At 37.1% G+C, this 25,333-nt stretch carries 22 protein-coding genes; 14 read left to right on the top strand and 8 right to left on the bottom strand.

Annotated features, from left to right (window positions below; genetic code table 11):
- Positions 1-15 precede the first annotated feature (15 nt).
- Both BM207_RS07150 and BM207_RS07145 read left to right on the top strand, forming a co-directional pair.
- On the top strand, positions 16-1,353 hold the full coding sequence (locus BM207_RS07150; protein ID WP_090992881.1) for a GH1 family beta-glucosidase: 1,338 nt from the start codon (positions 16-18) through the stop codon (positions 1,351-1,353).
- 43 nt (positions 1,354-1,396) lie between these two features.
- Positions 1,397-1,621: a putative signal transducing protein gene (locus BM207_RS07145; RefSeq protein ID WP_090992880.1), complete on the top strand. Its 225-nt coding sequence runs from the start codon at positions 1,397-1,399 to the stop codon at positions 1,619-1,621.
- A gap of 115 nt (positions 1,622-1,736) precedes the next feature.
- Here BM207_RS07145 and BM207_RS07140 read toward each other — a convergent pair whose 3' ends face one another.
- The gene (locus BM207_RS07140) at positions 1,737-4,019 is read right to left on the bottom strand and encodes an aconitate hydratase (RefSeq protein WP_090992879.1); all 2,283 of its coding nucleotides are present in this window, start codon (positions 4,017-4,019) and stop codon (positions 1,737-1,739) included.
- 300 nt (positions 4,020-4,319) lie between these two features.
- A complete protein-coding gene (locus tag BM207_RS07135) occupies positions 4,320-5,003 on the bottom strand; it encodes a polysaccharide deacetylase family protein (RefSeq protein ID WP_090992878.1) in 684 nt (227 codons plus the stop codon).
- An 86-nt stretch (positions 5,004-5,089) separates the two neighbouring features.
- Here BM207_RS07135 and BM207_RS07130 point away from each other — a divergent pair, with 86 nt between their 5' ends.
- The 3 genes from BM207_RS07130 to BM207_RS07120 all read left to right on the top strand — a co-directional run bounded on the left by BM207_RS07130 (position 5,090) and on the right by BM207_RS07120 (position 8,951).
- A complete protein-coding gene (locus BM207_RS07130) occupies positions 5,090-6,451 on the top strand; it encodes a TolC family protein (protein WP_090992877.1) in 1,362 nt (453 codons plus the stop codon).
- Between the two features lie 25 nt (positions 6,452-6,476).
- Entirely contained in the window at positions 6,477-7,838 is a 1,362-nt protein-coding gene (locus BM207_RS07125; RefSeq protein ID WP_090992876.1) for an efflux RND transporter periplasmic adaptor subunit, read from the top strand.
- A 114-nt stretch (positions 7,839-7,952) separates the two neighbouring features.
- Complete coding sequence (locus BM207_RS07120; RefSeq protein ID WP_090992875.1) at positions 7,953-8,951, top strand: NAD(P)H-dependent glycerol-3-phosphate dehydrogenase; 999 nt, start codon at positions 7,953-7,955, stop codon at positions 8,949-8,951.
- A 68-nt stretch (positions 8,952-9,019) separates the two neighbouring features.
- On the opposite strand, the gene BM207_RS07115 is transcribed toward BM207_RS07120, so the two are convergent.
- The 4 genes from BM207_RS07115 to BM207_RS07100 all read right to left on the bottom strand — a co-directional run bounded on the left by BM207_RS07115 (position 9,020) and on the right by BM207_RS07100 (position 12,915).
- Positions 9,020-10,927: a DEAD/DEAH box helicase gene (locus BM207_RS07115; protein WP_177217077.1), complete on the bottom strand. Its 1,908-nt coding sequence runs from the start codon at positions 10,925-10,927 to the stop codon at positions 9,020-9,022.
- A 117-nt stretch (positions 10,928-11,044) separates the two neighbouring features.
- A complete protein-coding gene (locus BM207_RS07110) occupies positions 11,045-11,812 on the bottom strand; it encodes a pseudouridylate synthase (RefSeq protein WP_090992874.1) in 768 nt (255 codons plus the stop codon).
- A 5-nt stretch (positions 11,813-11,817) separates the two neighbouring features.
- Positions 11,818-12,300 carry an SRPBCC family protein gene (locus BM207_RS07105; RefSeq protein WP_090992873.1) on the bottom strand — a complete coding sequence of 161 codons (483 nt, stop codon included), beginning with the start codon at positions 12,298-12,300 and terminating at the stop codon, positions 11,818-11,820.
- 156 nt (positions 12,301-12,456) lie between these two features.
- Positions 12,457-12,915 carry a DUF4293 domain-containing protein gene (locus BM207_RS07100; RefSeq protein WP_090992872.1) on the bottom strand — a complete coding sequence of 153 codons (459 nt, stop codon included), beginning with the start codon at positions 12,913-12,915 and terminating at the stop codon, positions 12,457-12,459.
- A 135-nt stretch (positions 12,916-13,050) separates the two neighbouring features.
- Between BM207_RS07100 and truA the strand changes: the two genes are divergently transcribed.
- Together truA and BM207_RS07090 are read left to right on the top strand one after the other, a co-directional pair.
- A complete protein-coding gene (gene truA, locus BM207_RS07095) occupies positions 13,051-13,803 on the top strand; it encodes a tRNA pseudouridine(38-40) synthase TruA (protein WP_090992871.1) in 753 nt (250 codons plus the stop codon).
- A 22-nt stretch (positions 13,804-13,825) separates the two neighbouring features.
- Entirely contained in the window at positions 13,826-15,616 is a 1,791-nt protein-coding gene (locus tag BM207_RS07090; protein WP_090992870.1) for an ABC transporter ATP-binding protein, read from the top strand.
- Here BM207_RS07090 and BM207_RS07085 read toward each other — a convergent pair.
- Positions 15,613-16,062, bottom strand: coding sequence for a hypothetical protein (locus BM207_RS07085; RefSeq protein WP_090992869.1), 450 nt, complete (start codon positions 16,060-16,062; stop codon positions 15,613-15,615). The genes BM207_RS07090 and BM207_RS07085 overlap by 4 nt on opposite strands.
- A gap of 115 nt (positions 16,063-16,177) precedes the next feature.
- On the opposite strand from BM207_RS07085, the gene dctA reads away from it, so the two are divergent.
- The 3 genes from dctA (at position 16,178) to BM207_RS07070 (ending at position 19,213) form a co-directional block, all read left to right on the top strand.
- On the top strand, positions 16,178-17,452 hold the full coding sequence (gene dctA, locus BM207_RS07080) for a C4-dicarboxylate transporter DctA (RefSeq protein ID WP_090992868.1): 1,275 nt from the start codon (positions 16,178-16,180) through the stop codon (positions 17,450-17,452).
- 95 nt (positions 17,453-17,547) lie between these two features.
- Entirely contained in the window at positions 17,548-18,420 is an 873-nt protein-coding gene (gene sucD / locus BM207_RS07075) for a succinate--CoA ligase subunit alpha (RefSeq protein WP_090992867.1), read from the top strand.
- Between the two features lie 304 nt (positions 18,421-18,724).
- The gene (locus BM207_RS07070) at positions 18,725-19,213 is read left to right on the top strand and encodes a methionine-R-sulfoxide reductase (protein WP_090992866.1); all 489 of its coding nucleotides are present in this window, start codon (positions 18,725-18,727) and stop codon (positions 19,211-19,213) included.
- Positions 19,214-19,228: 15 nt separating this feature from the next.
- Here the strand turns inward: BM207_RS07070 and BM207_RS07065 are convergent, their stop codons facing one another.
- Complete coding sequence (locus BM207_RS07065; protein ID WP_090992865.1) at positions 19,229-20,542, bottom strand: hypothetical protein; 1,314 nt, start codon at positions 20,540-20,542, stop codon at positions 19,229-19,231.
- A 243-nt stretch (positions 20,543-20,785) separates the two neighbouring features.
- Here BM207_RS07065 and BM207_RS07060 point away from each other — a divergent pair, with 243 nt between their 5' ends.
- From BM207_RS07060 to BM207_RS07045, 4 genes are all read left to right on the top strand, one after another.
- Positions 20,786-21,160 carry a septal ring lytic transglycosylase RlpA family protein gene (locus BM207_RS07060; protein WP_090992970.1) on the top strand — a complete coding sequence of 125 codons (375 nt, stop codon included), beginning with the start codon at positions 20,786-20,788 and terminating at the stop codon, positions 21,158-21,160.
- A 359-nt stretch (positions 21,161-21,519) separates the two neighbouring features.
- Entirely contained in the window at positions 21,520-22,497 is a 978-nt protein-coding gene (locus tag BM207_RS07055; RefSeq protein WP_090992864.1) for a ribonucleoside-diphosphate reductase small subunit, read from the top strand.
- Positions 22,498-22,618: 121 nt separating this feature from the next.
- Entirely contained in the window at positions 22,619-25,003 is a 2,385-nt protein-coding gene (locus BM207_RS07050; protein WP_090992863.1) for a ribonucleoside-diphosphate reductase subunit alpha, read from the top strand.
- Positions 25,004-25,098: 95 nt separating this feature from the next.
- A complete protein-coding gene (locus BM207_RS07045; protein WP_090992862.1) occupies positions 25,099-25,305 on the top strand; it encodes a cysteine-rich CWC family protein in 207 nt (68 codons plus the stop codon).
- Positions 25,306-25,333: the final 28 nt, after the last annotated feature.

Here is a 25,333-nt window from a genome sequence, read left to right as displayed (position 1 = left end):
CGAACTAGGAATTAGATGATGAAAGTTACTGATTTTGGGAATGATTTTTTGTGGGGAATTGCTACGGCAGCTGCTCAAATAGAAGGTGCATCAAATACTTACGGAAAGGGAGCATCCATATGGGATACATTTTCAAGGCGTAATGGTAAGATTAAAAAAGGACACAGACCTACTATTGCATGCGACTTCTACCATCAATATAAAAAAGATCTAGCGCTTGTTAAAGCATTGGGCTTTAAAATCTTTCGTTTCTCTATCTCGTGGGCGAGAATTTTTCCTTACGGAAGCGGTTATATTAATCAGGAAGGCATAAAATTTTATCATCAGGTAATAGATGAATGCCTAACGCTAGGACTAATTCCTTATATAACATTATATCATTGGGACTTGCCCGAGGCATTGTCTAAGAATGGAGGTTGGACCTCATTTAGTATAAACAGAGATTTTAATCAGTTTGTATCAACGTGCGCTAAAGCTTATGGCGATAAAGTAAAAGACTGGCTTGTTATAAACGAACCTTTTGGATTTACTTCATTAGGTTATATGTTGGGCGTGCATGCCCCAGGAGAAACAGGATTGCATCATTTTTTTGCAGCCGTGCAACATACTGCGATTGCACAGGCAGATGGCGGGCGGATCTTAAGAGCGGAGGTTAGCGAAGCGAACATTGGTACAACTTTTTCTTGTGCTCAAATTCTACCTTATAGCACAGCTGAGGCAGATAGCTTAGCTGTAAAGCGGATAGATTGCCTAATGAATAGGCTCTTTATTGAACCTGTTATGGGTATGGGTTTTCCTGACGCTGGTTGGGATGTGCTGGAGAAGTTCAAGATTAGTCATTCTACTTGGCGCTATCAGGAGCGGATGAGCTTTGATTTTGATTTTATAGGACTTCAAAATTATTTTCCATTAGTGATTAAATTTAATGCATTTGTTCCGGTTATACAGGCATGGGAAGTGAAGGCAAAGAAAAGAAACAAGCCTCATACCGCAATGGGTTGGGAAATTAATGACGAGAGTTTTTATCATATTATTAAGCAGTTTGCAGCATATCCTAAAGTAAAAAGGATAATGATTACGGAAAATGGAGCGGCTTTTCAAGATCGTTTGCTAAACGGCAGAATTGACGATAAAGAACGCATAGCTTACTTTAAAAGTCATTTGCAGGCCTTGCTTAAAGCGAAAAATGAGGGGATTGATATTGTAGGTTATTTGGTTTGGACACTAATGGATAACTTTGAGTGGGCTGAAGGCTATCAGGCAAGATTTGGTTTGGTTTATACTAATTTTAATACCCAACAACGTATAATTAAAGATTCGGGATATTGGTGGAAGTCTTTTCTAGATAGATAAAATACTATAGGTGTAAACCAAAGTTTGTTACTAACTTAGCGCTATGGAAGACAAAATTGTAGTATATAGTACTTTTCAAGACCCGGTTGAGGCTAATATCGTACTTGCGAGATTAAAAGATGCCGGGTTCAGTTGTTTTTTATCTGGGGAAAATACAGCAGTAATTTATCCTTTGTTTGACACATCTATTAGCGGGGTACAGCTGCATGTTTTTGAAGGAGATGTAACTGCAATTAAAGACTTGTTAGCTGAACAAAGCGAAATCTAACAAGTCTGCTATGCAAGAATAAATGAAAATAGGTTGTGTTAGCGGGGTCCATAATTTAAAAACCCCATTCCAATTTTACTTGGAATGGGGTTTTGATTTGAAGCTTAAGTGTTTCTTATAATCCTGCAGCTTTTAATGCTGCTTCTTTTCTAATAATATTTAATGCGCCACCTGCTCTAAACCACTCAATTTGTTGAGCGTTATAGCTGTGGTTTACCACAATGATATCTTTCGATCCATCAGCATGATGAAGATCCACCTGCAATGGAACATTTGGCTCAAATGTGCTTAATCCATGGATGTCAATAATATCATCTTCCTGAATTTTATCATAATCTTCTTTGTCGGCAAATGTTAACGCTAACATACCTTGCTTTTTAAGATTGGTTTCGTGGATGCGCGCGAAAGATTTTACTAATACTGCGCGAACACCTAAGTGACGAGGTTCCATAGCCGCATGTTCTCTAGAAGAGCCTTCTCCATAGTTTTCATCGCCAACTACAATAGACCCCAGTCCTTGTGCTTTATAGTCTCGTTGTGTTGCCGGTACAGGCCCATATTCTCCAGTTAAAGCGTTTTTAACATCATCAGTTTTATCATTGAAGAAATTAACCGCTCCGATTAACATATTGTTAGAGATGTTGTCTAAATGCCCACGGAATTTTAACCAAGGTCCTGCCATGGAAATATGATCTGTCGTGCACTTTCCTTTCGCTTTGATTAATAGTTTTAATCCTTTTAGATCGGTTCCTTCCCATGCCGGAAATGGATCGAGCAACTGTAACCGGTGAGAGGTAGGTGACACTAACACCTGAACACCTGAACCGTCTTCGGCAGGGGCTTGGAAACCTGCATCTTCAACCGCATAACCATTCAAAGGTAATTCATCTCCCACGGGTGGGTCAAGTTTAACTTGCTCTCCTCGATTATTTGTTAAAGTATCTGTTAATGGATTAAAGCCTAGGTCGCCGGCAATTGCGATCGCCGCAACAATCTCTGGAGAAGTCACAAACGCAAAGGTATTTGGATTACCATCAGCACGTTTGGCGAAATTTCTATTAAACGAGTGTACAATCGTATTTTTCTCGGCTTTTTCGGCACCTGTACGGTCCCACATTCCAATACAGGGACCGCAAGCATTGGTAAATATAGTTGCATTCAAATCCTCGAATGTACCTAATAGTCCATCTCGATTTGCAGTATAGCGCACTTGCTCAGAGCCTGGATTAATACCAAATTCTGCTTTAATACCTAAACCTTTATCTATAGCTTGCTTTGCAATGGAGGCTGCGCGCGATAGATCTTCATATGATGAATTAGTACAAGAACCAATCAGACCCCATTCTACTTTTAACGGCCAGCCGTTTGCTTCGGCTGCCGCTTTCATTTGAGAAATTGGGGTAGCTAAATCTGGCGTAAACGGACCATTTAAGTATGGTTCCAGTTCATCTAAATTAATTTCGATCAGTTGGTCAAAATAGTTCTCTGGATTTGCATATACTTCAGCATCTCCCGTTAAATGTTCAGCAATATTATTAGCTGCATCAGCCACATCAGCACGATTGGTAGCACGTAAATAACGTTCCATACTTTTATCGTATCCGAAAGTTGATGTTGTTGCACCAATTTCGGCCCCCATATTGCAAATGGTTCCTTTTCCGGTACAGCTTAAGTTTTCAGCGCCATCGCCAAAATATTCCACTATGGCTCCGGTACCACCTTTTACAGTTAAAATACCCGCAACTTTAAGAATTACATCTTTTGCAGAAGCCCACCCATTCAACTTTCCAGTAAGTTTTACGCCGATTAGTTTAGGGAATTTAAGCTCCCAAGGTAGCCCTGCCATAACGTCGCATGCATCGGCACCACCCACACCAATTGCAACCATACCTAAACCACCAGCATTTACTGTATGACTATCAGTACCAATCATCATACCTCCCGGGAAAGCATAATTTTCTAATACAACTTGATGGATAATTCCAGCACCAGGTTTCCAAAAACCGATACCGTATTTGTTAGATACCGATGCTAAGAAATCAAATACTTCTTTACTCTCTGTATTGGCGTGAGGTAAATCTATTTCAGCTCCAGATTTGGCTGTAATTAAGTGATCGCAATGTACAGTAGAAGGTACAGCAACCTGAGGGCGGCCAGCTTGCATAAACTGCAGTAATGCCATTTGAGCTGTTGCATCTTGCATTGCTACTCTGTCTGGTGCAAAATCTACATAGTCAGTTCCACGGATGAAAGCAGTTTTCGCATTCCCATCCCAAAGGTGCGTATATAATATTTTCTCTGAAAGTGTTAAAGGCCTGCCTACAATTTTGCGTGCCGCTTCTATACGACTGCTAAAATTGGAGTATACCTTCTTGATCATTTCTATGTCAAAAGCCATTGATAAATCGGTTAGTTAATCTATTCTTCTATTAGGTAGCGAATTTACAAAAAAAACAGGCTTAACGCTATCATCTCTATCTCATTATATTATTTGGAAGAATTCTAAATAGTTGGCGACTTCTATTGATGAAGGCAATTGTAAGCTGGTTTGGAAGTTTTTGAATGTAAATTGTTCGAAATCGATCGTTCTTGTACATTTATGAACAGTTTAACTTTTTTTGATAAGTGTAACTGATTGACTTTTAGTGCTTTTATGGGATATGGTTTATTGGCATTAACTTAGCTTACAATGTGGTAATTAGAGTTTGCCAAATTGATAACCTTCATTGATAAGATATTCAATAGCTTTGGGGAGTGCGTATTTTAAACGATCATATGCTTTTAAGCTGTCATGAAAAACAATGATGGAGCCATTTTTGGTGTTTTTAATTACATTGTGATAACATTTTTCGGGAGAAAGTTTGGGGTCAAAGTCCCCGCTTAGTACATCCCACATAATAATCTTTAGTTCTGAGTCGGTAGTCTTGAAGCTTGAGTCTATTTTTGGGGATAAATTGGACTCTATGTACTCAAGCTTCTGGACTGTGAATTGAAGGCTGCGAACTTGAGACTTTTTTATCCTGCCAAAAGGTGGTCGAAAGAGATTGGTTTGTGTGAGTTCTTGGCACTTTAAGAAGTTTTGAATATACGTATGGTCATTTGTTTTCCATCCGTTGAGGTGGTTAAAAGTGTGGTTCCCAATGGCATGCCCTTCGCTTTTAAGGCGTTCAAAGAGGGCTGGATGCTTGAGAATGTTATCGCCGATGCAAAAAAAAGTAGCTTTTATTTTAAAGCTTTTTAAAGTATTTAATACAAATTCTGTAACATTGGGTATAGGTCCATCGTCAAAGGTTAAATAAACGATCTTTTCCGAACGGGATTTGTTCCAAGTTAAAGCGGAATAAAACCATTTTAATAAAAGTGGAGATTTAACTAGGTACATGCCGCAAAAGTAAACAATTAAAGGCTGTACTTAAAAATTTACAAAACTCCATCAATTGTTTATTTATTATTGCGAAACAAATTTTTATGAAACAAGTTGCCAATTTGAGCTTTTTAAAAAAGCTAACTTTTATTTTTTCGATAGTTTCTTTAGCAGGCTTTAGCCAATTCGGTTATGCGCAGGAAATAATTACGGTACAACAGGCTATAGATAAGGCATTAACTAATAATTTACAAGTTAAACAATCTAAATTAAGTGAAAGTTTAGCCGACGAGAATTTAAAGCAAGCAAAATTGGCGTTATATCCTAGCTTGAACTCAGGAGTTAATCAAAATATGAATTGGGGTAGAAATCAAAGTGCTTCAGGTTTATTTGAAAACACCCAACGCTATAACCTTAGTGCGAGTTTAAGCAGTGGGGTAGATTTATTTGCTGGTTTCTCTAAGATTAATCAGATCAAACAGAACAAAGTTTTGCTTGACGCAGGTAAAACTAATACTGAAAAGGTAAAAAATGATTTGATTTTGCAGGTAATTACCAGTTATTTACAAATTTTATACAACAAGGATTTTTTAAAGGCTGCCCAAGACCAGCTAACGGTTGCAAAACAACAATTGAATCAACAGCAACAATTGTTAAATGAGGGGAACAAGACCTTGGCAGACCTATCGCAAGCAAAATCATTAGTAGCAACTGCTGAATTAAATGTAACCAATGCGGAAAATGCTTTGTCAATTTCTTATTTAACTTTGGCTCAATTAATGGACGTACCGTCAGCTACCGTATATGACGTACAGTTACCACTGCTTAATACAACAACAAATCCTTCTACAGCAATCAACCCAGAAGAAATTTATCGCGATGCGTTATCTACTTTTCCCGATGTTAAATTAGCCGAATTATATACGGCTGCATCTAGAATAGGCGTGAATGTTGCTAAAGGTAATTTATACCCAAGATTATCTTTCAACGGAAGCTATGGAACCAGTTATTTTTATAGTTATAACTCAACAACACCCAATCAAACTTTAAGCGAACAATTTAAGAATAATCTGGGTAAAGGGATCGGGCTTAATTTACAAATCCCAATTTTCAATCGCTTACAAGCAAGGTCTGGTGTAACTCGTGCGAAAATTGATTTAATGCAAACAGAAACACAAGAGCAGTTGGCTAAGAACAACTTAAGCAAAATCATTTACCAAGCAGTTGCCGATTTAAAAGCCGCTGAAAGTCGCTATCAATCTACAACGAATGCATTTCTTGCTCAAAAAGATGCTTACTATGTAATAGAAGAACGCTACAATGTTGGCTTGGTAAATTCGCTAGAGTATAGTACAGCCCAAACTAATAAAAATAAAGCCGAAATTGACATGATACAAGCTAAATACGATTTATTATTTAGAGCAAAAGTGATTGATTATTATTTAGGAAAACAGATTACATTTTAAACGAATAAAAAACAAATAACTTTATATGAAACTTAAACACATATTAATTGCCGTTGGTGTATTGTTAGCTCTATTAATCGGCGCTAAACTTGCCGGACTAATTGGCGGTGATAAAATTGAAAAGGTTACGGTAGATAAAGCAGGTGAGAAGAAAGTAGTTGAAACGGTTACTGCAAGTGGTAAGATCCAACCTGAAACAGAGGTTAAATTAAGTTCTGAGGTTTCTGGAGAGGTGACCCAGCTTTTAGTGAAAGAGGGTGATGTGGTTAAAAAAGGCCAATTACTTTGTAAAGTAAGACCAGATGTGTTGCAATCAGGTTATGAGCGCGCTGTTGCTTCTTATAATTCACAAAAAGCAAGTGTTACTTCGTCTCAACAACAACTTGTGCAATCTCAAGCTAATTTTGAAAATGCTGAAGCAACTTATAAAAGAAATGTAGAATTATATAACAAAAAAGTAATTTCAGCTGCAGAATTTGATGCTGCTAAGGCGGCTTATTTAACTGCAAAAGCCACCCTTGCTGGGGCAAAAGCAAACTTAACGGGTGCTAAATTCGGGCTTGAGCAATCGGGTGCAAATGTAAAAGAGGCAGGAGCAAATTTAGCTAAAACCACAATTTACTCACCTGTTGACGGAGTAGTTTCTAAATTATCCATAGAATTGGGAGATCGTATTTTAGGTACCTCGCAAATGGCCGGAACTGAGATTATGCGTATTTCGAATTTAACGACCATGGAAGTCAACGTGGAAGTGAATGAGAACGACATTAATCGTGTAAATGTTGGTGACAGTGCTTCTATTGAAATTGATGCATTTGCGGATAAAAAATTTAAAGGGGTTGTAACAGAAATAGCGAGCTCATCTACCAGCGTTGGTGCTGCAACTAATTCTGTCGACCAAGTAACTAACTTTTCTGTAAAGGTTCGATTACTCGCAGATTCATATAGTGCAGTAAAAGGGGGAGCAAAGGATTTGCCTTCGCCGTTTAGACCAGGACTATCTGCAACAGTGGATATTGAAAGTGAAACATTCACAGGTTTAGCTGTTCCAATCCAATCTGTATTTACTGGAGATAAGGATAAATCTACTGATCCGATGAAAAATGCAGGAAATGATCAAAACATGGATAAACAAAAAAGTAAGTTAAACGATAAAAAAGTTAAGCAATACGTTTATTTATTCGACAGTAAGGCAACCACGGTTAAGAAAGTAGAAGTGACTACCGGTATTCAGGATGATCAATTTATCATTGTTAAATCAGGAATTAAATCGGGTCAGGAAATCGTTAGCGGACCTTATTCTGCCATTCAAAATAAGTTAAAAGATGGTATGAAAGTAGAAAAAACGACTAAGGATAAGCTATTTAGCGCAGATGGTAAAAAGTAGGTAGTATCTAATCATAATATTTAAGTATTTTTGAATTCGTTAAGGTTTAAGTTAATTGTAATACACAATTAACTTAAACCTTTTCTCATTTAAAGGATTTTAACTTAAAACACTATGGCAGCAAAGATTGCAATGATAGGAGGTGGAAGTTGGGCAACAGCAATTGTTAAAATGTTGTCTGATAACATTTCTCCAAAGGAAATTTATTGGTGGATGCGCAATGAAGAGGCGATTGCACATATTAGAGCTTTTAAACATAACCCTAGTTACCTGAGCTCTGTAGAGATTAAGCTTCCGGAAAAAAATATTTCTTCAGACATAGCTGCCATCATTAAACAGGCAGATTATGTGGTTTTGAATGTGCCTGCAGCATTTTTAAAGGCAACATTGAAAGGAGTGAGTGCAGCTGATTTGAAAGGGAAAAAAATTGTTTCAGCGATTAAAGGAATTGTACCTGATGAAAATCTAATTATAGGAGAATTCTTAAACCAAAAATACCAAGTTCCTTTAAAAGATGTGTTGGTTATTAGCGGCCCCTGCCATGCTGAGGAAGTTGCGCTGGAAAAGCTTTCTTATTTGACAATTGCTAGCACGGACGTGGCTTTGGCTAATGATTTTGCAAGTTTATTAGCTACGAGGTATATTAAGACTAACGTGTCTGACGATATATTTGGAACAGAATATGCTGCCGTGCTCAAAAATATATATGCGGTGGCAAGTGGCATTTGTCATGGTGTTGGTTATGGAGATAATTTTCAGGCAGTACTGATCTCAAATGCCATTCGCGAAATAAAAGATTTTGTGGACGCCGTGCATCCAATTGATCGAGATATTATAGAATCGGCTTATTTAGGCGACTTGTTAGTGACAGCATACTCTCAGTTTAGCCGTAACCGCACTTTTGGCAATATGATAGGGAAGGGGTATACAGTTAAGTCGGCCCAGCTAGAAATGAATATGATTGCTGAAGGTTACTATGCCGCAAGCTGCATGTATCATATTAATCAGAAATATAAAGTTGAAATGCCAATCAGTAATGCAGTATATAACATTTTATATAAATTTCATCCACCACATGCAGAGATGAGGTTGTTGACGGAAAAGCTGAATTAATTATAGTTTATAAAAAGAAAGGCCTTAGATCTAAGATCTAAGGCCTTTTTAGGATATGAAGATGTGAATTATGATCTACGTCTGCGCTCCCCGCCTCCATTGCCACCTTCACGTCTTCCGCTTCCGCCTTTATCATCACGGCTGCGCCCGGAGAAATCTCTGAAACCTCCACCACCTGCATTACCACCCTCACGTCTTCCGCTTCCACCGCTGCTTCTTCTATCTCCACCACCACTTCTTCTTTCACCGCCGCCATATCCGCCGCCACTTCTTCTTTCGCCACCGCCACCAAAGCTGCGTCTTCTCTCACCACCTTCACCGCCGCGACCACCAACTGGTGCATCACCGCTTTTCTCTATTCTTACATCGCGGCCATTAAATTTAACATCTTTGAAGTTGGTGAACAATGCATCAACCGTATCGTTTTCAACTTCAATGAAAGAGAAAACACCTTTTAAGTCAATTTTACCAACAGCTTTACCACTTATTTTGCCATTATTACAAACAAAACCTAATAAATCACCTCTTGTAAATTCATCTACTGAACCTACATTGATAAATAATCGAGTATAGTTGCTGTTATCAAAGTTTCTGCCTCCACGTTCTCCACGATCACCTCTTTCGCCTCTATCTCCACGATCGTCAGCGCTAGCATTTAAATCTGGTGCGTTTGAATAATAATCTAAGAAACGGTTGAACTCTAAAGATGCGAACTTCTTAATAACGTCTTCTTTACTTAATTCAGCAAATTCATCCATAATTCTAGGAATATACTGATCAATTTGATCTGTATTTACTTCCACATTGTGAACTTTGTGAATTAAAGAGAATAATTGTTTTTCACACACGTCAAACCCGGTAGGTAACTCCGCTTTTGTAAACTGCTTACCAATTATTCTTTCGATCTGACGGATTTTACCAGTTTCTTTAGAGTTAATGATGCAGATAGATATACCTGTTTTACCAGCGCGACCCGTACGGCCCGAACGGTGGGTATAACTTTCAATTTCGTCAGGTAGAGAGTAATTGATTACGTGAGTTACATTGTTTACATCTATACCACGAGCTGCAACATCTGTAGCAATTAATAATTGCATGTTGCGATCGCGGAAACGTTGCATTACTTTATCACGTTGTTGCTGAGATAAGTCTCCGTGTAATGAATCTGCATTGTAGCCATCTTTAATTAAGTGCTCAGCAACATCCTGGGTATCCATTTTGGTTTTACAGAATACTACGGCGAAAATTTCTGGGTTAAAATCTACAATCCGTTTTAGTGCAGCATATTTATCACGCGCACGAACAATATAATATTCGTGTTCGATGTTTACATTCCCTGCATTTTTTGTGCCCATGGTTAGTTCTACCGGGTTTTCCATGTAGTTTCTAGCAATACGACGAACCTCAGGAGGCATCGTAGCCGAGAATAACCATGTTTTTTTATCGTCTGGAGTGGTCGATAAAATGTCATTAATGTCTTCCTGGAAGCCCATGTTTAACATTTCATCAGCTTCATCCAATACTACATATTTAACGTTAGAGAAATCGATGGCTTTACGACCAATGATGTCTAACATACGGCCGGGCGTGGCCACTACGATTTGTACGCCATTGCGTATTTCACGTAGTTGTTGCATAATGTTCGCGCCACCGTAAACGGCAACTACGTGTGCATTAGGCGTGTTTTTTGAGAAATTTTTGATGTCGTTTGCAATCTGCAGACATAGCTCACGCGTTGGGCACAAAATCAGTGCTTGCGGCTTATTTACTTTAAAGTCTATTAATTCTAACAGCGGCAATCCAAATGCGGCTGTTTTTCCTGTTCCTGTTTGGGCCAAACCAACAAAGTCGTTACTACCTTCTAACAGTACAGGAATAGATTGCTCCTGAATAGGCGTAGGGTTTTCAAATCCTAGCTCTTTTACGGCATTAACAACGTCATCACTTATCCCCAATTTACTAAATGGGTTTATCATTATAACATTTTTTAATTAAGCCGCAAAGGTACGGATAATTATCGGTATTTTACTGAGGGCTAAGTAAATAGTTTTTGAACTAGGATTTTAGAAAATCCATTGATAGTGAGCTAATTATTAATCTGCTTTGTTTAACATATGCGCTAGTATCGGTTCACACTTCTCTTTACAGGGTAAATAGAAATACTTATGTTTCCACGTTGCAGACTTAGGAGAAAGTCCCCACCAAAATTCTGCTAATGCTAATGGCTTTAATTCATTTTGAAACGCATACTGCAATAATTTTGGCGCGGCACACTCGCCTGCGCCTGCCGGAGGATTTTTATATCCAGCTTCTGTGAAAATTGCAAGTAGGCTTTTTTCCTCACCAGCTTGGTTTAAAAAGTGATAATGGCTAAATATTTCATTTTGCAAAGCAATAGAATGTTGCTTACGCTGGGCTTTAAGCTTATGGATTGCTTCTTTACTCGCCTCTGGCGAGAGGTCTTTTAAGAATTTAATTTCATTAGTCATTGCCGTTAATTCTTCCATTCCCTTGTTCAGGAAACTGCCTTCAGAGAGCAAGTCAAATATGGGTGGAACAAACTTTATGTGACTGTTTGAACCAGCTAGTTTGCCAGAGAATGCAGTCAAATAGCCAATTTCATGTTTTTTATTTTGCACAACTAATACGCCAAACATTTTGCCAATGACCATTCCTTTACCATCAGCCAAGCCAAAGTTATGCTGCCATTCCTGTTGGTTTTGAAGATGATCTTGTAATTCTTCTGCCGCTAAAATGCAAAGCGGATGTGGCGCATCTTGACTTAAAGTGAAATGTGAAGGTAATTTATAGGCCTTAGTAGATTTTGAGAAATGATTAAAAAATGGAATACTGGCTATCATTTCGCCTAAGATGTCAAATTCTTTTCGTTCTCAGTTCGTGGTTTTCCTTTTCCATTTGGTTTTCCCTTTCCAGTTTCAATTAAACTGCGTAAACTGTTCTGGATATAGTTTGTCCAAGAATCTCTACAGATATCATAGCACTCATACGCTGCAACTAAACCTTGATGGGTCATGCGAACCTGTGTTTTTCCATCTATTTGTGAAATGTCGAAAATAATTTTTGTACCTGCCCATTCGGATGTATCCTCAGTAAAGTTGAAATAATTGTCCTTCACAAACCAAACTACTTTTTGATTAGGTATAAGCTCAATGATTTTCATCGTTGAACGATGCACGTCTTCATAATGATAGTGAAATTCACTATCTAGTTTATCTGTTGCGCCTTCAATTTCTTCAGACCACCATCCTCGAACATTATTAATAGCGTTATATGCCTCTTCTGGCGATTGATCTACTACTATTGCTGTCGTAAAATCTTGATTTTCCATATGCTTAGTTTTTATTTTAATGAGTTCTTTTTAGCTGATAAAGCCTAGCCGAATTTAATTAAAGTAAATGTAGCGCTAAAATGGGATTAACGTAGGGTGTAAAACAGACTTTCTAAAGGGTTAATTTGGACAACAAAAATTTAATTATAAACTTTTCTATCTTAACCGATCAGCACTTCTAAGTAGTTGCTCATCTCTATTAATGCCTCTAATGGCCAACAGACATAGGGCAATAGCTAAAGGAGGCAAAAACATACCCGTATCATAATTGGCAGTTTCCAATCCGCCTGGGATATTTTTGGCATATACACTGCACCAAAACGAAAGCCCAATCATAAGAACAATGCTCACATAAGCTATTTTCTTCTGTAATTTCCTTCTTTTAAAGTTGAAAATATTGACAAGACATACAATTGCAACTGCAGAGACGCTTATCAAAAGCGGTAGATAACTTTCTATCAGCTTATTAATTCCGCCAACTTTTTGATATAAACCACTAGCAATGATATAAAATTCTCCTCCTATGAGGTTTGATTTTACCATTGGAAGAAATAATAAACAGCTAATGCAAATAGCGGCCAACAATAGCCAGATAGATTGTATTCTTTGAATCATAGTTGTTAAAATAATTAAACAAACTTAATAAAAGATTGTGATTTGTGATATTGGAATATTGAAAAGTTAAAAAGTTACATCAATCTTAAATTTAAAACTTGTCAACATTAAAACATTCTAAGTATTTTTGTCACCTTGAACAGCAAGAGATATTTTATCGAAATCAGTTATAATGGTACCACTTTGCATGGTTGGCAAATACAGCCCAATGCTTTAACTGTACAGGAATGTTTAGACAAGGCACTTTCTATATATTTTAGACAAGAGGTAGTGAGTTTGGGTTGTGGAAGAACGGATGCTGGGGTTCATGCTATTCAGTTTTATGCCCATTTTAATGTTGAGAATATCGAGGAGGGCATTGTTATTAAGGCTCCGGCGGGAATTAACGCACTGTTGCCATATGCTATTGCTGTAAAGCAAATTTTTGCTGTAAGCGACGATGCACATGCGCGCTTTGATGCTACTTCGAGGGCTTATCAATATCATATTCATTTCGAAAAGGATCCATTTAAATTGGATAGGTCTTGGTTATATAAAGGCAATTTAGATTTGTTTGACATGAATAAAGCAGCTGCGGTGTTGTTAGATTTTACCGATTTTTCATGCTTTAGTAAATCTAATACCCAAACTTTTACCAATAATTGTAAAATTAAACTTGCCTACTTCGAAATGGAAAAAGACGGTTCGTTAATCTTTCATATTAAGGCTGACCGTTTTTTGCGCAATATGGTAAGGGCAATTGTAGGTACGTTAATATTAGTTGGCAAAGGGGAACTGGGGGTTATCGATGTGCAAAAAATTGTAGGGAGTAAGAATCGCAGCAAAGCCGGTCAATCCGTGCCTGCCTGTGGTTTATATTTGGTAAAGGTGGAGTATCCGTATGTTTAAATCCGGCAAAGAAATTAAATAGATGTCTAAAATTACAGGTGATACTTTTAACGTTGGTTTACTTAAACGAGTTTTTGAGTACGTAAAGCCCTATCGGAATATTTTTATAGCTTCGGTTGTGTTAACAATAGCACTTGCTGCCATTACTCCTGTAAGACCCTGGCTAATTGGCTATACGCTTGACCATTTTATTTTAGAAGGTAATTACTCGGGACTAGTGGAAATGACCATTTTAATGATCGTGCTATTGGTTGTCCAATCCATCATACAGTATACTCAAACATTGTTAACGAACACCATTGGTCAATCTGCTATCCGCGACTTAAGAGTTAATGTTTTTAATCATATTAGCAGGTTAAGGTTAAAGTATTTCGATCAAACACCTATTGGACAGCTTATTACCCGTACTGTATCTGATCTAGAGACTATCGCAGACATATTTTCAGAGGGATTGATTGCGATGATCGGTGACTTACTGCAAGTAATTGTGATTATCTGCGTTATGTTTTATATCGATTGGGAATTAACCCTTGTGGTACTGCTTCCTATTCCTTTTTTGATGATTGCGACACGAATATTTCAAAAGTCAATCAAAGTAGCTTTTCAAGAGATTAGAACGGAAGTAGCAAATCTTAATACCTATTTGCAGGAACACATAAGTGGTATTTCTATTATCCAATATTTTGCGAGAGAAGATCAAGAGTATAAAAAATTTAAAAAGATCAATTCACGGTACCGTGATGCAAACATTCGTTCAAACTGGTATTATTCAATTTTTTTTCCTGTTGTTGAGCTGATTTCTGCCCTGTCATTAGGCTTGCTAATCTGGTATGGCTCTAAAAGTATTTTAGCTAAGCCTCTCGATGTGCAACCTGGTACCATTACATCGTTTATCTTGTTTATTAACATGCTTTTCAGACCAATTCGAGAGCTTGCAGATAAATTTAATACATTGCAAATGGGAATGGTAGGAGCCGAACGTGTATTCAAAGTTTTGGATACCCAAGAAACTACTCTAAATAAAGGAACTTTTGCTCCGGCACAGCTGCAAGGCGCCATTAATTTTGATAAGGTTTGGTTTAGTTATATTCAAGATGGTAAAGTTAATGAGGAGCAATATGTGCTGAAGGATATTTCTTTTGAAGTAAAAGCTGGTCAAACAGTAGCGCTGGTAGGTGCTACTGGTGCGGGTAAATCTTCGACAGTAAATATTTTAAGTCGTTTTTATGAAACGCAGCGTGGAACTATTAGGATAGATGGGATTGATATTAAAGACTATGAGTTAAATTACTTGAGAAGTCGTATTGCCACGGTATTGCAAGATGTTTTCCTCTTTTCGGATACTATTGTCAATAACATCACCTTAAACAATCCCACAATTAGCTTTGAGGAGGTGGTTGAGGCAGCTAAAAAAGTTGGAGCGCATGATTTTATTGAGCGCTTGCCTGGAGGCTACCATTACAATGTTATGGAGCGTGGTGCCACGCTTTCATCGGGACAGGCGCAACTAATTTCGTTCATTAGGGCCTTAGTTTACCAGCCGGTTATTTTGGTTTTGGATGAAGCGACTTCTTCAGTAGATACGGAAACGGAAATGTTAATTCAAAAGGCAATTGAGCAACTGATGAAGGGTAGGACTTCTATTGTTATCGCACACCGTTTATCAACTATTCAAAAAGCCGATCTGATAGTTGTACTAGATAAAGGAGAGATTAAAGAAAAAGGAACCCATCAAGCTTTGCTTAAAATGAATGGTTACTATAAACGCTTATACGATTTACAATTTTCTTCGGTAGGAATAGCCAACAGTTAATTTCTAATTAACTGTTCTTCCGTATAGTAGATAAAAGTATCAGAACCCTTTTTCTCGGTCTTCTCTCGTGTTAAAATAATGCTTTTTAACCTCAAATATTTTATTTTCCAAGTTTCTGCGGGAATGGTACTGAAGCTGATATGATCGCCAGTTTCATCAATTGTATAGTTAACGGTGTCCCCAGCTTTAATGTATTTGTCTTCTTTTGTAAAAAGCAATGTATCAATGGGTATTACAACTTTTGGGCTATCTAAGCCGTAATAAACGGTATCCTTTACGGTTGTATCGCCATTTTTTGTTGTTATATTAATTGTTTTTAATAAAGGCCATCTTCCAACAAAATGATTTTTTACAAATTCTTGGTCATTGATTTCGTCTTTTTTGCAGGTAAAGAAAATGATAGCCATAAACGCAAAAAAAGCAACTGAAAAGATATATTTTCTCATATATACAAAGATAGAATTTTTTGAGCGATAGTATTTTATCTAATATTAATGCTATTTCATAAAAACGGAGTTAGAAGCATAAAATTTTATATCTTCAAATTTTAAATCCATTTAAATGAAGTCCGTTTTATCTAATTTAACATTCCAAGTTTTAGTAGCCATTGCTTTAGGGATTTTGGTCGGTGTTTTATATCCAGGTTTTTCCTCCTACGCAGAGTTAATCAGCAAGAGCTTTATCAATATGATTAGCATGTTAATTGCGCCTATCATATTTTTTACTATCGTTTTAGGTATTGCCCACATGGGGGATATGAAAAAGGTAGGTAGAGTAGGTGGGAAAGCTTTATTGTATTTTGAAATTGTAACTACGCTTGCGATTATGATCGGGATGGTGGTAGCAAATTTATTGAAGCCGGGGGTTGATGTAAATGTGCCTGCTGGTGATGTGGCTAAGATAGCCGCATACACTACGCAAGCTGGCGAGATAAATTGGCTGGAGTTTATTGCCCACATTATTCCCAAGAATATTTTTGAAGCTTTTACCAAAGGGGAAATTCTCCAAATCCTGTTTTTTGCTATTTTATTTGGATACGGCCTAAGTAAAATGGGGGAGAAGGGGCATTCTTTGATTAGTACGTTCGACAAAATCTCCAAAGTACTTTTTAACATTATGAAGGTAGTGATGCGGGTTGCGCCTATCGGAGCATTTGGGGGCATGGCTTTCAGTGTTGGTAAATATGGATTAGGAACTTTATTGCCCATGGCTAAGCTTATGGGTGCCGTTTACCTAACATGTTTTCTTTTTATTTTTGTGATATTGAATGCTATTTGCCGTTATTATAAGTTTAGCCTTTGGCAGTATTTGAAATATATCCGACAAGAAATATTAATTGTTTTAGGAACCTCTTCTTCCGAGTCTGTATTGCCGAGCATGATGAAGAAAATGGAAGATATTGGTTGTGATAAATCAGTAGTTGGTTTGGTAATCCCAACAGGTTATTCCTTTAATTTAGATGGAACAGCAATTTATTTAGCAATGGCGGTTATCTTTTTAACTCAGGTTTTCCATATTGATTTGAGCTTAGGAGAGCAATTGTCTGTAATGGCTGTGTTAATGGTCACTTCAAAAGGTGCTGCTGGAGTAACGGGTAGCGGTTTTATAGTGTTGGCGAGTACATTAACCGCCTTAAAAATTATGCCTGTTGAGCATATTGCCATTTTATTGGGTGTCGACAGGTTTATGAGCGAAGCAAGGGCTATTACCAATATGATTGGGAATGGAATTGCAACTATTGTAATTGCGAAAAGCGAAAATGAGTTCGATCAAAAGAAATATCTAAAAGCTATACAGCCGGCTGCAATTGAGAAAGCGGAAGAAGATCATTTTTAGGTAGTCTTAAGAAGTTTTTAAGACTTCGTAGGTCTAGAAAATAAATTTGAAAATCCACAGCTTTTAACTTAAGTTTGCACAAAAAAATAGATATAATGAGTGTTTTAGTAAATAAAGATTCTAAAGTAATTGTTCAGGGGTTTACCGGTAACGAAGGTACTTACCATGCTGAGCAAATGATAGCTTACGGTACAAACGTTGTTGGTGGGGTAACTCCTGGTAAAGGCGGTCAGACACACCTTGATAAACCTGTGTTTAATACAGTTAAGGATGCTGTTGATAAAGCTGGAGCTAATGTGTCTATTATTTTTGTACCACCTGCATTTGCTGCAGATGCGATCATGGAAGCTGCAGAAGCAGGCATTAAAGTGATTGTTTGTATTACAGAAGGTATCCCAACAAAGGATATGATTGCTGTAAAATCTTATATCGCCGATAAAGATTGCCGTTTAATCGGTCCAAATTGCCCAGGTATTATCACGGCTGATGAAGCTAAGATTGGCATTATGCCAGGTTTTATCTTTAAAAGAGGTACAGTAGGTGTAGTTTCTAAATCGGGTACATTAACCTATGAAGCTGTTGATCAAGTGGTAAAAGCAGGCTTAGGTATTACTACAGCAATTGGTATCGGTGGTGACCCAATTATTGGTACAACTACTAAACAAGCTGTTGAATTATTAATGAATGATCCAGAAACTGAAGGTATCATCATGATTGGTGAAATTGGTGGTGGAATGGAAGCTGAGGCAGCCTTGTGGATTAAAGAAAACGGAACTAAACCTGTTGTAGGGTTCATCGCCGGACAAACTGCGCCTCCGGGACGTAGAATGGGGCATGCAGGTGCGATCGTTGGTGGTGCCGATGATACAGCTGCAGCTAAAATGAAAATTATGGCTGAGTGCGGAATTACGGTGGTAGAAAGTCCAGCTGAAATTGGGGAAGCTATGGCGAAATTATTAAAGAAATAAGAAAATTTGTTATATACTGAAAACGCCTCCTAATTAAGAGGCGTTTTTTTTGCTATTCCTACAATCTCTCTCTTTTTAAAAGGCATTATAACTGAACGATAGTGTTTATAGCACGCCGAAGTGGTGATATATTACTCTTGTCTTATCCTAGATTATCACTTACAGAAGACAAATAGTTAAACGGTTAAATCCTTACCTTAAAATGAAAAATGGCGAGTGGTAATTAATTATATTTGTTATAGCGCATAGGTGTCAAATCCAACTGTTTGCATAAATCGTATATGAGCATATAAATAGACACAAAATGAAAACATTAATCAATAAAACATTAATCATGTTAAGTGCGTTTTTGGTAACAGGCTTAGCCGCATGCGCTCAAAAGGAAGGACAAAAAGCAACACCTGCTAAAACAACAAAGAAAATGGAATGGAATAAATTAACCAAAGAAGAAGAAGATGTGATTGTGCGTAAGGGTACTGAATATCCTGGTACCGGAAAGTATGATAAGTTTAATGAAAAAGGCATCTACATATGTAAAAGATGTAATGCACCGTTGTATAAATCGGATTCGAAATTTGATGCACATTGTGGATGGCCAGCTTTCGACGACGAAATCAAAGGTTCAGTAAAACGCATTCCTGATGCCGATGGTCAACGTGTAGAAATCGTATGCGCTAACTGTGAGGCACACCTAGGTCATGTATTTATAGGGGAGGGTTTTACCAATAAAAACACCCGTCATTGCGTAAATTCAATTTCGATGATTTTTGTGCCCGAGAAAAAGGATAAATAAAATAGCTAAGCTAGGTTATTGCAACCTAGCTTGCATTTCACTTATTACATCCTTATAAGTGTTCAGTAATCGTTCCCATTCTTTGAATTTCTCATCATCTTTCGCTCCTGTATTGGCAGCATTAGAGGCCTCGCTCTGAATTTTTACCACATATTGTTGTGTTCCAGTATTACCCGGTTTAACAATTACCCTAGTACGAATTGTGTTGTTAGGGAAATTTTTCATAGACCAGGCAGTACGTAAATAAGAAGTTTCTTTATCAGCCATTTCAATTACATCAAAATAATTGGTAACAATTCCATTCATTATTTTCCAAGCGTCTTCGGGTGTTCTTGTTGCGCCAACGGTTATGCTGAAGTTTACATTTGCCTGGTCGCTTTGGATAGATGAAGTGTAAGCTTCATCTGTTTTCAACGCAATATGCTCGTTTGTAGGCGGTGCCTGCATGTTGATCTGATTGCAGAAATTTTTAATAATTGGCACAAAACCTGCACGTTCAACTATAACTTCAACGCAGGCTCCATCCAAGATTTTAACAGAATGTTCTCCATTAGCCACTTGTTTCCCGTCAACTTTAATAATGGCGTCGCTTGGTGTCGTGTTTATTCTTACTACTCGGTCTTTTAATGTAATTGTCTCAAATAAAGGCGTTTGTGGCATTCCTTCTTTATTGTAGTAGGTTCGTTCTATAGGGACGTAGCCTTCTTTTCTATACTCTACGGCTACATTGGTTTTACTTGGAACAACGATTTCATCAGAGTTATCGGCTAACTTTTTCCCGTCGACAAAAATTTGTGCATCATTTGGGAATAATTTTACTTTGACAGCTTTGTCTTCTAAAACAATGAAATCGTCTACCGGAGAAACATCTCTACCTGCTTGATTATAATAAACTTTAGTTTTTTTGTAGAAACCTGGTTTAGTTACCTCGACAGTGGTCGAGCTATTTTCGTTGATATATACATATATTTTTTTAGTGCCAATCTCTATTCCATTTACAAAAATCTTGGCATCATAAGGTTCAGCGGATACTGTAACCATTCTATCCTTTAGTTCAACAAGGTCTTCTTTTTTAGGATCTATACCTTTTAGCCTTTGGTAAGACTTTGTAAATGGTTTAAAACCCGGTTTTTTAAAAATAAGCTTAACAGGAAAATCTTTATTGATTTTAATCTCTGCAGAGCCAGTTCCAAGGAGTTGTTCCTGTCCGCCGGTTTTTGATTCATATATGTTAGCGTCGGCAGGGAGGACACTAATTTTCATTTTTTGGGCGTTAGCAATGTTAGCAACTAATACCACTAATAGGAGTATTGTAATACGGATTTTCATGAGAGAACTAATTTTTGCTACAAGATGCTAAAAGAAATATATCTTTCAAAATTTTTTGTCAATTTCGACTTCGTAAGTCGGCTGAAAACCAGCCGACTTACGAAGTCGTTAAGAAAATCGTACCAGAAAATGTAGCGTAGAATTAAGCTCTCAAGGTCTGAATTTCTGCTGTTTTAGATCATTAAAAATGATTTTGTATATTTGAACCCCACTAATAAACAAGAGCTAGCAACAAATCATCATATGAGGAAACTATTTCTGTTCTTAAGTTTAATTTCGTTTGGAGCGCAAGCTCAATCTATTTCGGTAAAAGAACCTGATACAATAGTTAAAACTATTTTTACCACATACTATGCTAAGAAATTTGAAGGAAGAAAAACCACCAGTGGCGAAAGATATAGAGCTGCTAAATTCACAGCGGCTCATCGGAAATTACCTTTCGGAACAATAGTGAGGGTAAAGAATTTACGCAATGATAAAATTGTTGAGGTAAGGATTAACGATCGTGGACCTTTTAGTAAAAAATTTGAATTGGACTTATCCCAAAGTGCTGCGAAAGCGCTGGGAATCTATAGACTAGGTTACGCGAAGGTGGAAATTTCCTACGTGTTAAATTAAGAGCCAATAGATTAATGTTACAGTTGGGTTTTTAAAATTATTAACACTCATTTTGATTCTGTAAGTGCTTAAAAAGAAATAATTAGCTTTTTTTCATGTCGTTTCTGACACTATTTTGATGAAAACTTTCGAACAATTCATGCACATGTTAACAACTTTGTAGGGCAAAAAATCTCTCAACTTCTATATTTGTTAAACAAAGTTCTTTAAAAGAATCCTCACATAATATTATTTAAATACTTAACATTTAGTTGGTTAAAAACGGGTGCAATTTGAACCTTTTTAAAGAATAACGAACCTAAATGGGTTTTGTGGGCGAATTGATTTTAATAGATTTCTAAACGTAAAAAAATAAGTTTATGCCGCAGGAAGAAGAATTATTGCTAAAGGAAAATAAGGATCGATTTGTCCTTTTACCGATTAAGTATCCCGCTCTTTGGGAAATGTATAAAAAAACAGAAGCGAGTTTTTGGACAGCAGAAGAAATAGACTTATCTGATGATCAAAAGCATTGGGATAATTTAAATGATGGCGAGAGGCATTTTATTTCCCATATACTCGCTTTTTTCTCGGCTAGTGATGGTATTGTGAATGAAAATTTGGCTGTAAATTTTATGAGCGAAGTTCAATTGCCTGAAGCACGTTGTTTTTATGGTTTCCAGATTATGATGGAAAATATTCATGCCGAAACCTATGCCTTACTAATTGATACTTATATTAAAGATCCAGATGAGAAAGATCGTTTGTTCCATGCCATTGATACCGTTCCAGCAGTTAAAAAGAAAGCTGAATGGGCATTAAGATGGATTGAGAATGGAACTTTTGCTGAGCGTTTAGTTGCCTTCGCAGCAGTTGAAGGTATTTTCTTTAGCGGTAGTTTTTGCTCTATTTTTTGGTTGAAAAAACGAGGTTTAATGCCTGGTTTAACTTTCAGCAACGAATTAATTTCGCGAGATGAGGGCTCTCATTGCGAATTTGCATGTTTATTATATAGCATGTTAAGTAATAAACTAAGTGAGGAACAAGTGCATGGCATTATTAGTGATGCAGTTGAAATTGAAAAGGAGTTTATTACGGATGCATTGCCTGTTGCATTGATTGGTATGAATGCCAAATTGATGAGCCAGTATATTGAGTTTGTAGCCGATAGATGGTTGCAAGAGTTGGGTTATAAAAAGATTTATAATGCAACTAATCCATTCGATTTTATGGAAATGATTTCCTTACAGGGGAAAACAAATTTCTTTGAAAAACGAGTAGGAGACTATCAGAAAAGCGGGGTTTTAACTTCATCAGAAGATAAGGCATCTGCATTTTCGCTAGATGATGATTTTTAAGTAGCGTAATAAGGAAAAGTTTACAAGACAGATGGTTAGGGCTCTTGTCTGGTGTACTAAATAATAAATTTTAAAACCTGGTGCCACTATCTTGCAATATGCACCAATAATATTTTAAAGGATGTTTGTAATAAAAAGAGATGGCCGCCAAGAAGCGGTAAAATTTGATAAGATAACGGCTCGAATCGAAAAGTTATGTTATGGTTTTAATGCTGAATTAGTAGACCCTATTGATGTTGCCAAAAAAGTAATTGAAGGTTTGTATGACGGTGTTACAACTTCAGAACTTGATAACCTCGCAGCGGAAACAGCCGCATCCCTAACTACAAAACACCCTGACTACGCATTGTTAGCATCTCGTATTGCTGTTTCTAACTTACATAAGAACACTTTGAAGTCGTTTTCAAAAACGATGGAAATGTTGTACACCTATATTGATCCTAAAACAGACAAACCGTCTTCTTTAATTGCAGACGATGTTTGGGAAGTAATTAAAGAGAATGCTGATATCTTAGATAGCACAATTATTTATGATAGAGATTTTGGGTTTGATTATTTCGGTTTCAAAACCCTGGAGAAATCATATTTATTAAAAGTAAATGGCCAAATTGTTGAACGCCCTCAGCATTTATTTATGCGTGTATCTGTTGGTATTCACAAAGGAGATATTGACAGTGCAATTAAAACGTATAATTTGATGAGTGAGCGTTGGTTTACACACGCGACACCAACTTTATTTAATGCAGCAACTCCTAAACCTCAAATGTCATCGTGTTTCTTGTTAACGATGCAAGATGATAGCATTGAGGGTATTTATGATACTTTAAAACAGACTGCTAAAATTTCACAAAGTGCGGGTGGTATTGGCTTAAGCATTCATAATATCCGTGCTACCGGCGCTTATATTGGTGGTACAAATGGTACAAGTAACGGTATTGTTCCGATGCTTAAAGTGTTTAATGATACAGCTCGTTATGTAGATCAAGGTGGGGGTAAGCGTAAAGGTGCTTTTGCAATTTATTTAGAGCCATGGCATGCTGATATTTTCTCTTTCTTAGATTTACGTAAAAACCATGGAAAAGAAGAAATGCGCGCGCGTGATTTATTCTATGCACTTTGGATCTGCGATTTGTTTATGCAACGTGTTGAAGAAAATGGCGATTGGAGTTTGTTCTCTCCAGATGAAGCACCGGGCTTAGCAGATTGCCATAGCGAAGAGTTTAACAAGTTATATACTCGCTATGAACAAGAAGGCAGAGCGCGTAAAACAATTAAAGCTCAAGAACTTTGGTTCGCTATTTTAGATGCTCAAATTGAAACTGGTACCCCGTATTTATTGTATAAGGATGCTGCTAATAGTAAATCTAATCAGCAAAATTTAGGAACTATTAAAAGCTCTAACTTGTGTACAGAGATTATTGAATACACCTCTAAGGATGAGGTTGCAGTTTGTAATTTAGCTTCGTTGGCTTTACCAAGATTTGTAATTAACGGTGAGTTTGATCATCAAAAACTATATGATGTAACTTATCAAGCTACCTTAAACTTGAACAAAATCATCGATTATAACTATTATCCAGTTATAGAAGCGCAGAATTCTAACTTCCGTCATCGTCCAGTTGGTTTAGGTGTGCAAGGTTTGGCAGATGCCTTTATTTTGATGCGTTTACCTTTCGAAAGTGATGCGGCAAAAGAATTGAACAAAGAGATCTTCGAAACCATTTATTTCGCTGGTATGACAGCTTCTGCTGATTTGGCAGAGAAAAATGGTCCTTATGAAAGCTTTAAGGGCTCTCCATTGTCTAAAGGAAAGTTCCAATTTGATCTTTGGAATGTAAAACCCGCAAGTAATCGTTGGGATTGGGAAACTTTGCGTAAACGTGTAGTTAAGACCGGTGTTTACAACTCGTTATTGGTTGCACCAATGCCAACAGCTTCTACATCTCAGATTTTGGGTAACAACGAATGCTTTGAGCCTTATACTTCAAATATCTATACACGTCGTGTATTAAGTGGAGAGTTTGTAGTGGTTAATAAACATCTGTTAAAGGATTTAGTTGCATTAGGTTTATGGACACCTGCAATGAAAGATAGAATTATCTTAGCTAATGGTTCAATCCAAGAAATCGCAGAAATACCAGATTATATTAAAGAATTGTACAAAACAGTGTGGGAGATTAAAATGCGTAACATCATAGATATGGCTGCTGATAGAGGGGCTTATATCTGTCAATCGCAATCGTTAAACTTATTTATCAATGCGCCAAATACTTCGAAACTAACTTCAATGCACTTCTATGCTTGGAAAAAAGGATTGAAAACAGGAATGTATTATCTGCGTACACAAGCTGCTTCACAAGCTGTTAAATTTACTGTGGAAAATCAGGGTGGCAAAGCGATTGAAGCGGTAATTCCGGCAGAAATGACACAAGAACAAGTTGCAGAAGAGATTGTAGACGGGCCAACTTGTTCGATGGAAGAAGGCTGTATCAGCTGCTCTGGCTAGTTTTTAGTTTTTATTATAAGTGCAAGGGGTAAGATGGTAACATCATACCCTTTTTTTGTACCTAAGATTCTCTATAAATCTTTACTTTTGTATAAATGACAAAGCACGAAATTATTTCATGTGAACGTTGCAATAATGCCATTGAGTGTAAAGCAAATTCTTATACCAAATGTCAATGTAGCGTAGTGCAGTTAAGCATCAACGAAGTTCAGCATATTAGCGAACTTTACGATGGCTGTTTATGTGCAAGATGCCTTTTTGAATTACAACAAGAATATCGTGAAAGCTTAGCGCAAGGGTAAATATCTTTTACCTTTCCTTCTTTTTGCC

This window comes from Pedobacter insulae, assembly GCF_900113525.1.
Classification (GTDB): Bacteria; Bacteroidota; Bacteroidia; order Sphingobacteriales; family Sphingobacteriaceae; genus Pedobacter; species Pedobacter insulae.
Note: the sequence above shows the minus strand (reverse complement) of the source record. Positions and strands in the feature narration are given on the sequence as shown.

Coding starts and splice junctions, on each gene's coding strand:
- BM207_RS07150 (WP_090992881.1), top strand. CDS start 16: ATGATGAAAGTTACTGATTTTGGGAATGATTTTTTGTGGGGAATTGCT.
- BM207_RS07145 (WP_090992880.1), top strand. CDS start 1,397: ATGGAAGACAAAATTGTAGTATATAGTACTTTTCAAGACCCGGTTGAG.
- BM207_RS07140 (WP_090992879.1), bottom strand. CDS start 4,019: ATGGCTTTTGACATAGAAATGATCAAGAAGGTATACTCCAATTTTAGC.
- BM207_RS07135 (WP_090992878.1), bottom strand. CDS start 5,003: ATGTACCTAGTTAAATCTCCACTTTTATTAAAATGGTTTTATTCCGCT.
- BM207_RS07130 (WP_090992877.1), top strand. CDS start 5,090: ATGAAACAAGTTGCCAATTTGAGCTTTTTAAAAAAGCTAACTTTTATT.
- BM207_RS07125 (WP_090992876.1), top strand. CDS start 6,477: ATGAAACTTAAACACATATTAATTGCCGTTGGTGTATTGTTAGCTCTA.
- BM207_RS07120 (WP_090992875.1), top strand. CDS start 7,953: ATGGCAGCAAAGATTGCAATGATAGGAGGTGGAAGTTGGGCAACAGCA.
- BM207_RS07115 (WP_177217077.1), bottom strand. CDS start 10,927: ATGATAAACCCATTTAGTAAATTGGGGATAAGTGATGACGTTGTTAAT.
- BM207_RS07110 (WP_090992874.1), bottom strand. CDS start 11,812: ATGATAGCCAGTATTCCATTTTTTAATCATTTCTCAAAATCTACTAAG.
- BM207_RS07105 (WP_090992873.1), bottom strand. CDS start 12,300: ATGGAAAATCAAGATTTTACGACAGCAATAGTAGTAGATCAATCGCCA.
- BM207_RS07100 (WP_090992872.1), bottom strand. CDS start 12,915: ATGATTCAAAGAATACAATCTATCTGGCTATTGTTGGCCGCTATTTGC.
- BM207_RS07090 (WP_090992870.1), top strand. CDS start 13,826: ATGTCTAAAATTACAGGTGATACTTTTAACGTTGGTTTACTTAAACGA.
- BM207_RS07085 (WP_090992869.1), bottom strand. CDS start 16,062: ATGAGAAAATATATCTTTTCAGTTGCTTTTTTTGCGTTTATGGCTATC.
- dctA (WP_090992868.1), top strand. CDS start 16,178: ATGAAGTCCGTTTTATCTAATTTAACATTCCAAGTTTTAGTAGCCATT.
- sucD (WP_090992867.1), top strand. CDS start 17,548: ATGAGTGTTTTAGTAAATAAAGATTCTAAAGTAATTGTTCAGGGGTTT.
- BM207_RS07070 (WP_090992866.1), top strand. CDS start 18,725: ATGAAAACATTAATCAATAAAACATTAATCATGTTAAGTGCGTTTTTG.
- BM207_RS07065 (WP_090992865.1), bottom strand. CDS start 20,542: ATGAAAATCCGTATTACAATACTCCTATTAGTGGTATTAGTTGCTAAC.
- BM207_RS07060 (WP_090992970.1), top strand. CDS start 20,786: ATGAGGAAACTATTTCTGTTCTTAAGTTTAATTTCGTTTGGAGCGCAA.
- BM207_RS07055 (WP_090992864.1), top strand. CDS start 21,520: ATGCCGCAGGAAGAAGAATTATTGCTAAAGGAAAATAAGGATCGATTT.
- BM207_RS07050 (WP_090992863.1), top strand. CDS start 22,619: ATGTTTGTAATAAAAAGAGATGGCCGCCAAGAAGCGGTAAAATTTGAT.
- BM207_RS07045 (WP_090992862.1), top strand. CDS start 25,099: ATGACAAAGCACGAAATTATTTCATGTGAACGTTGCAATAATGCCATT.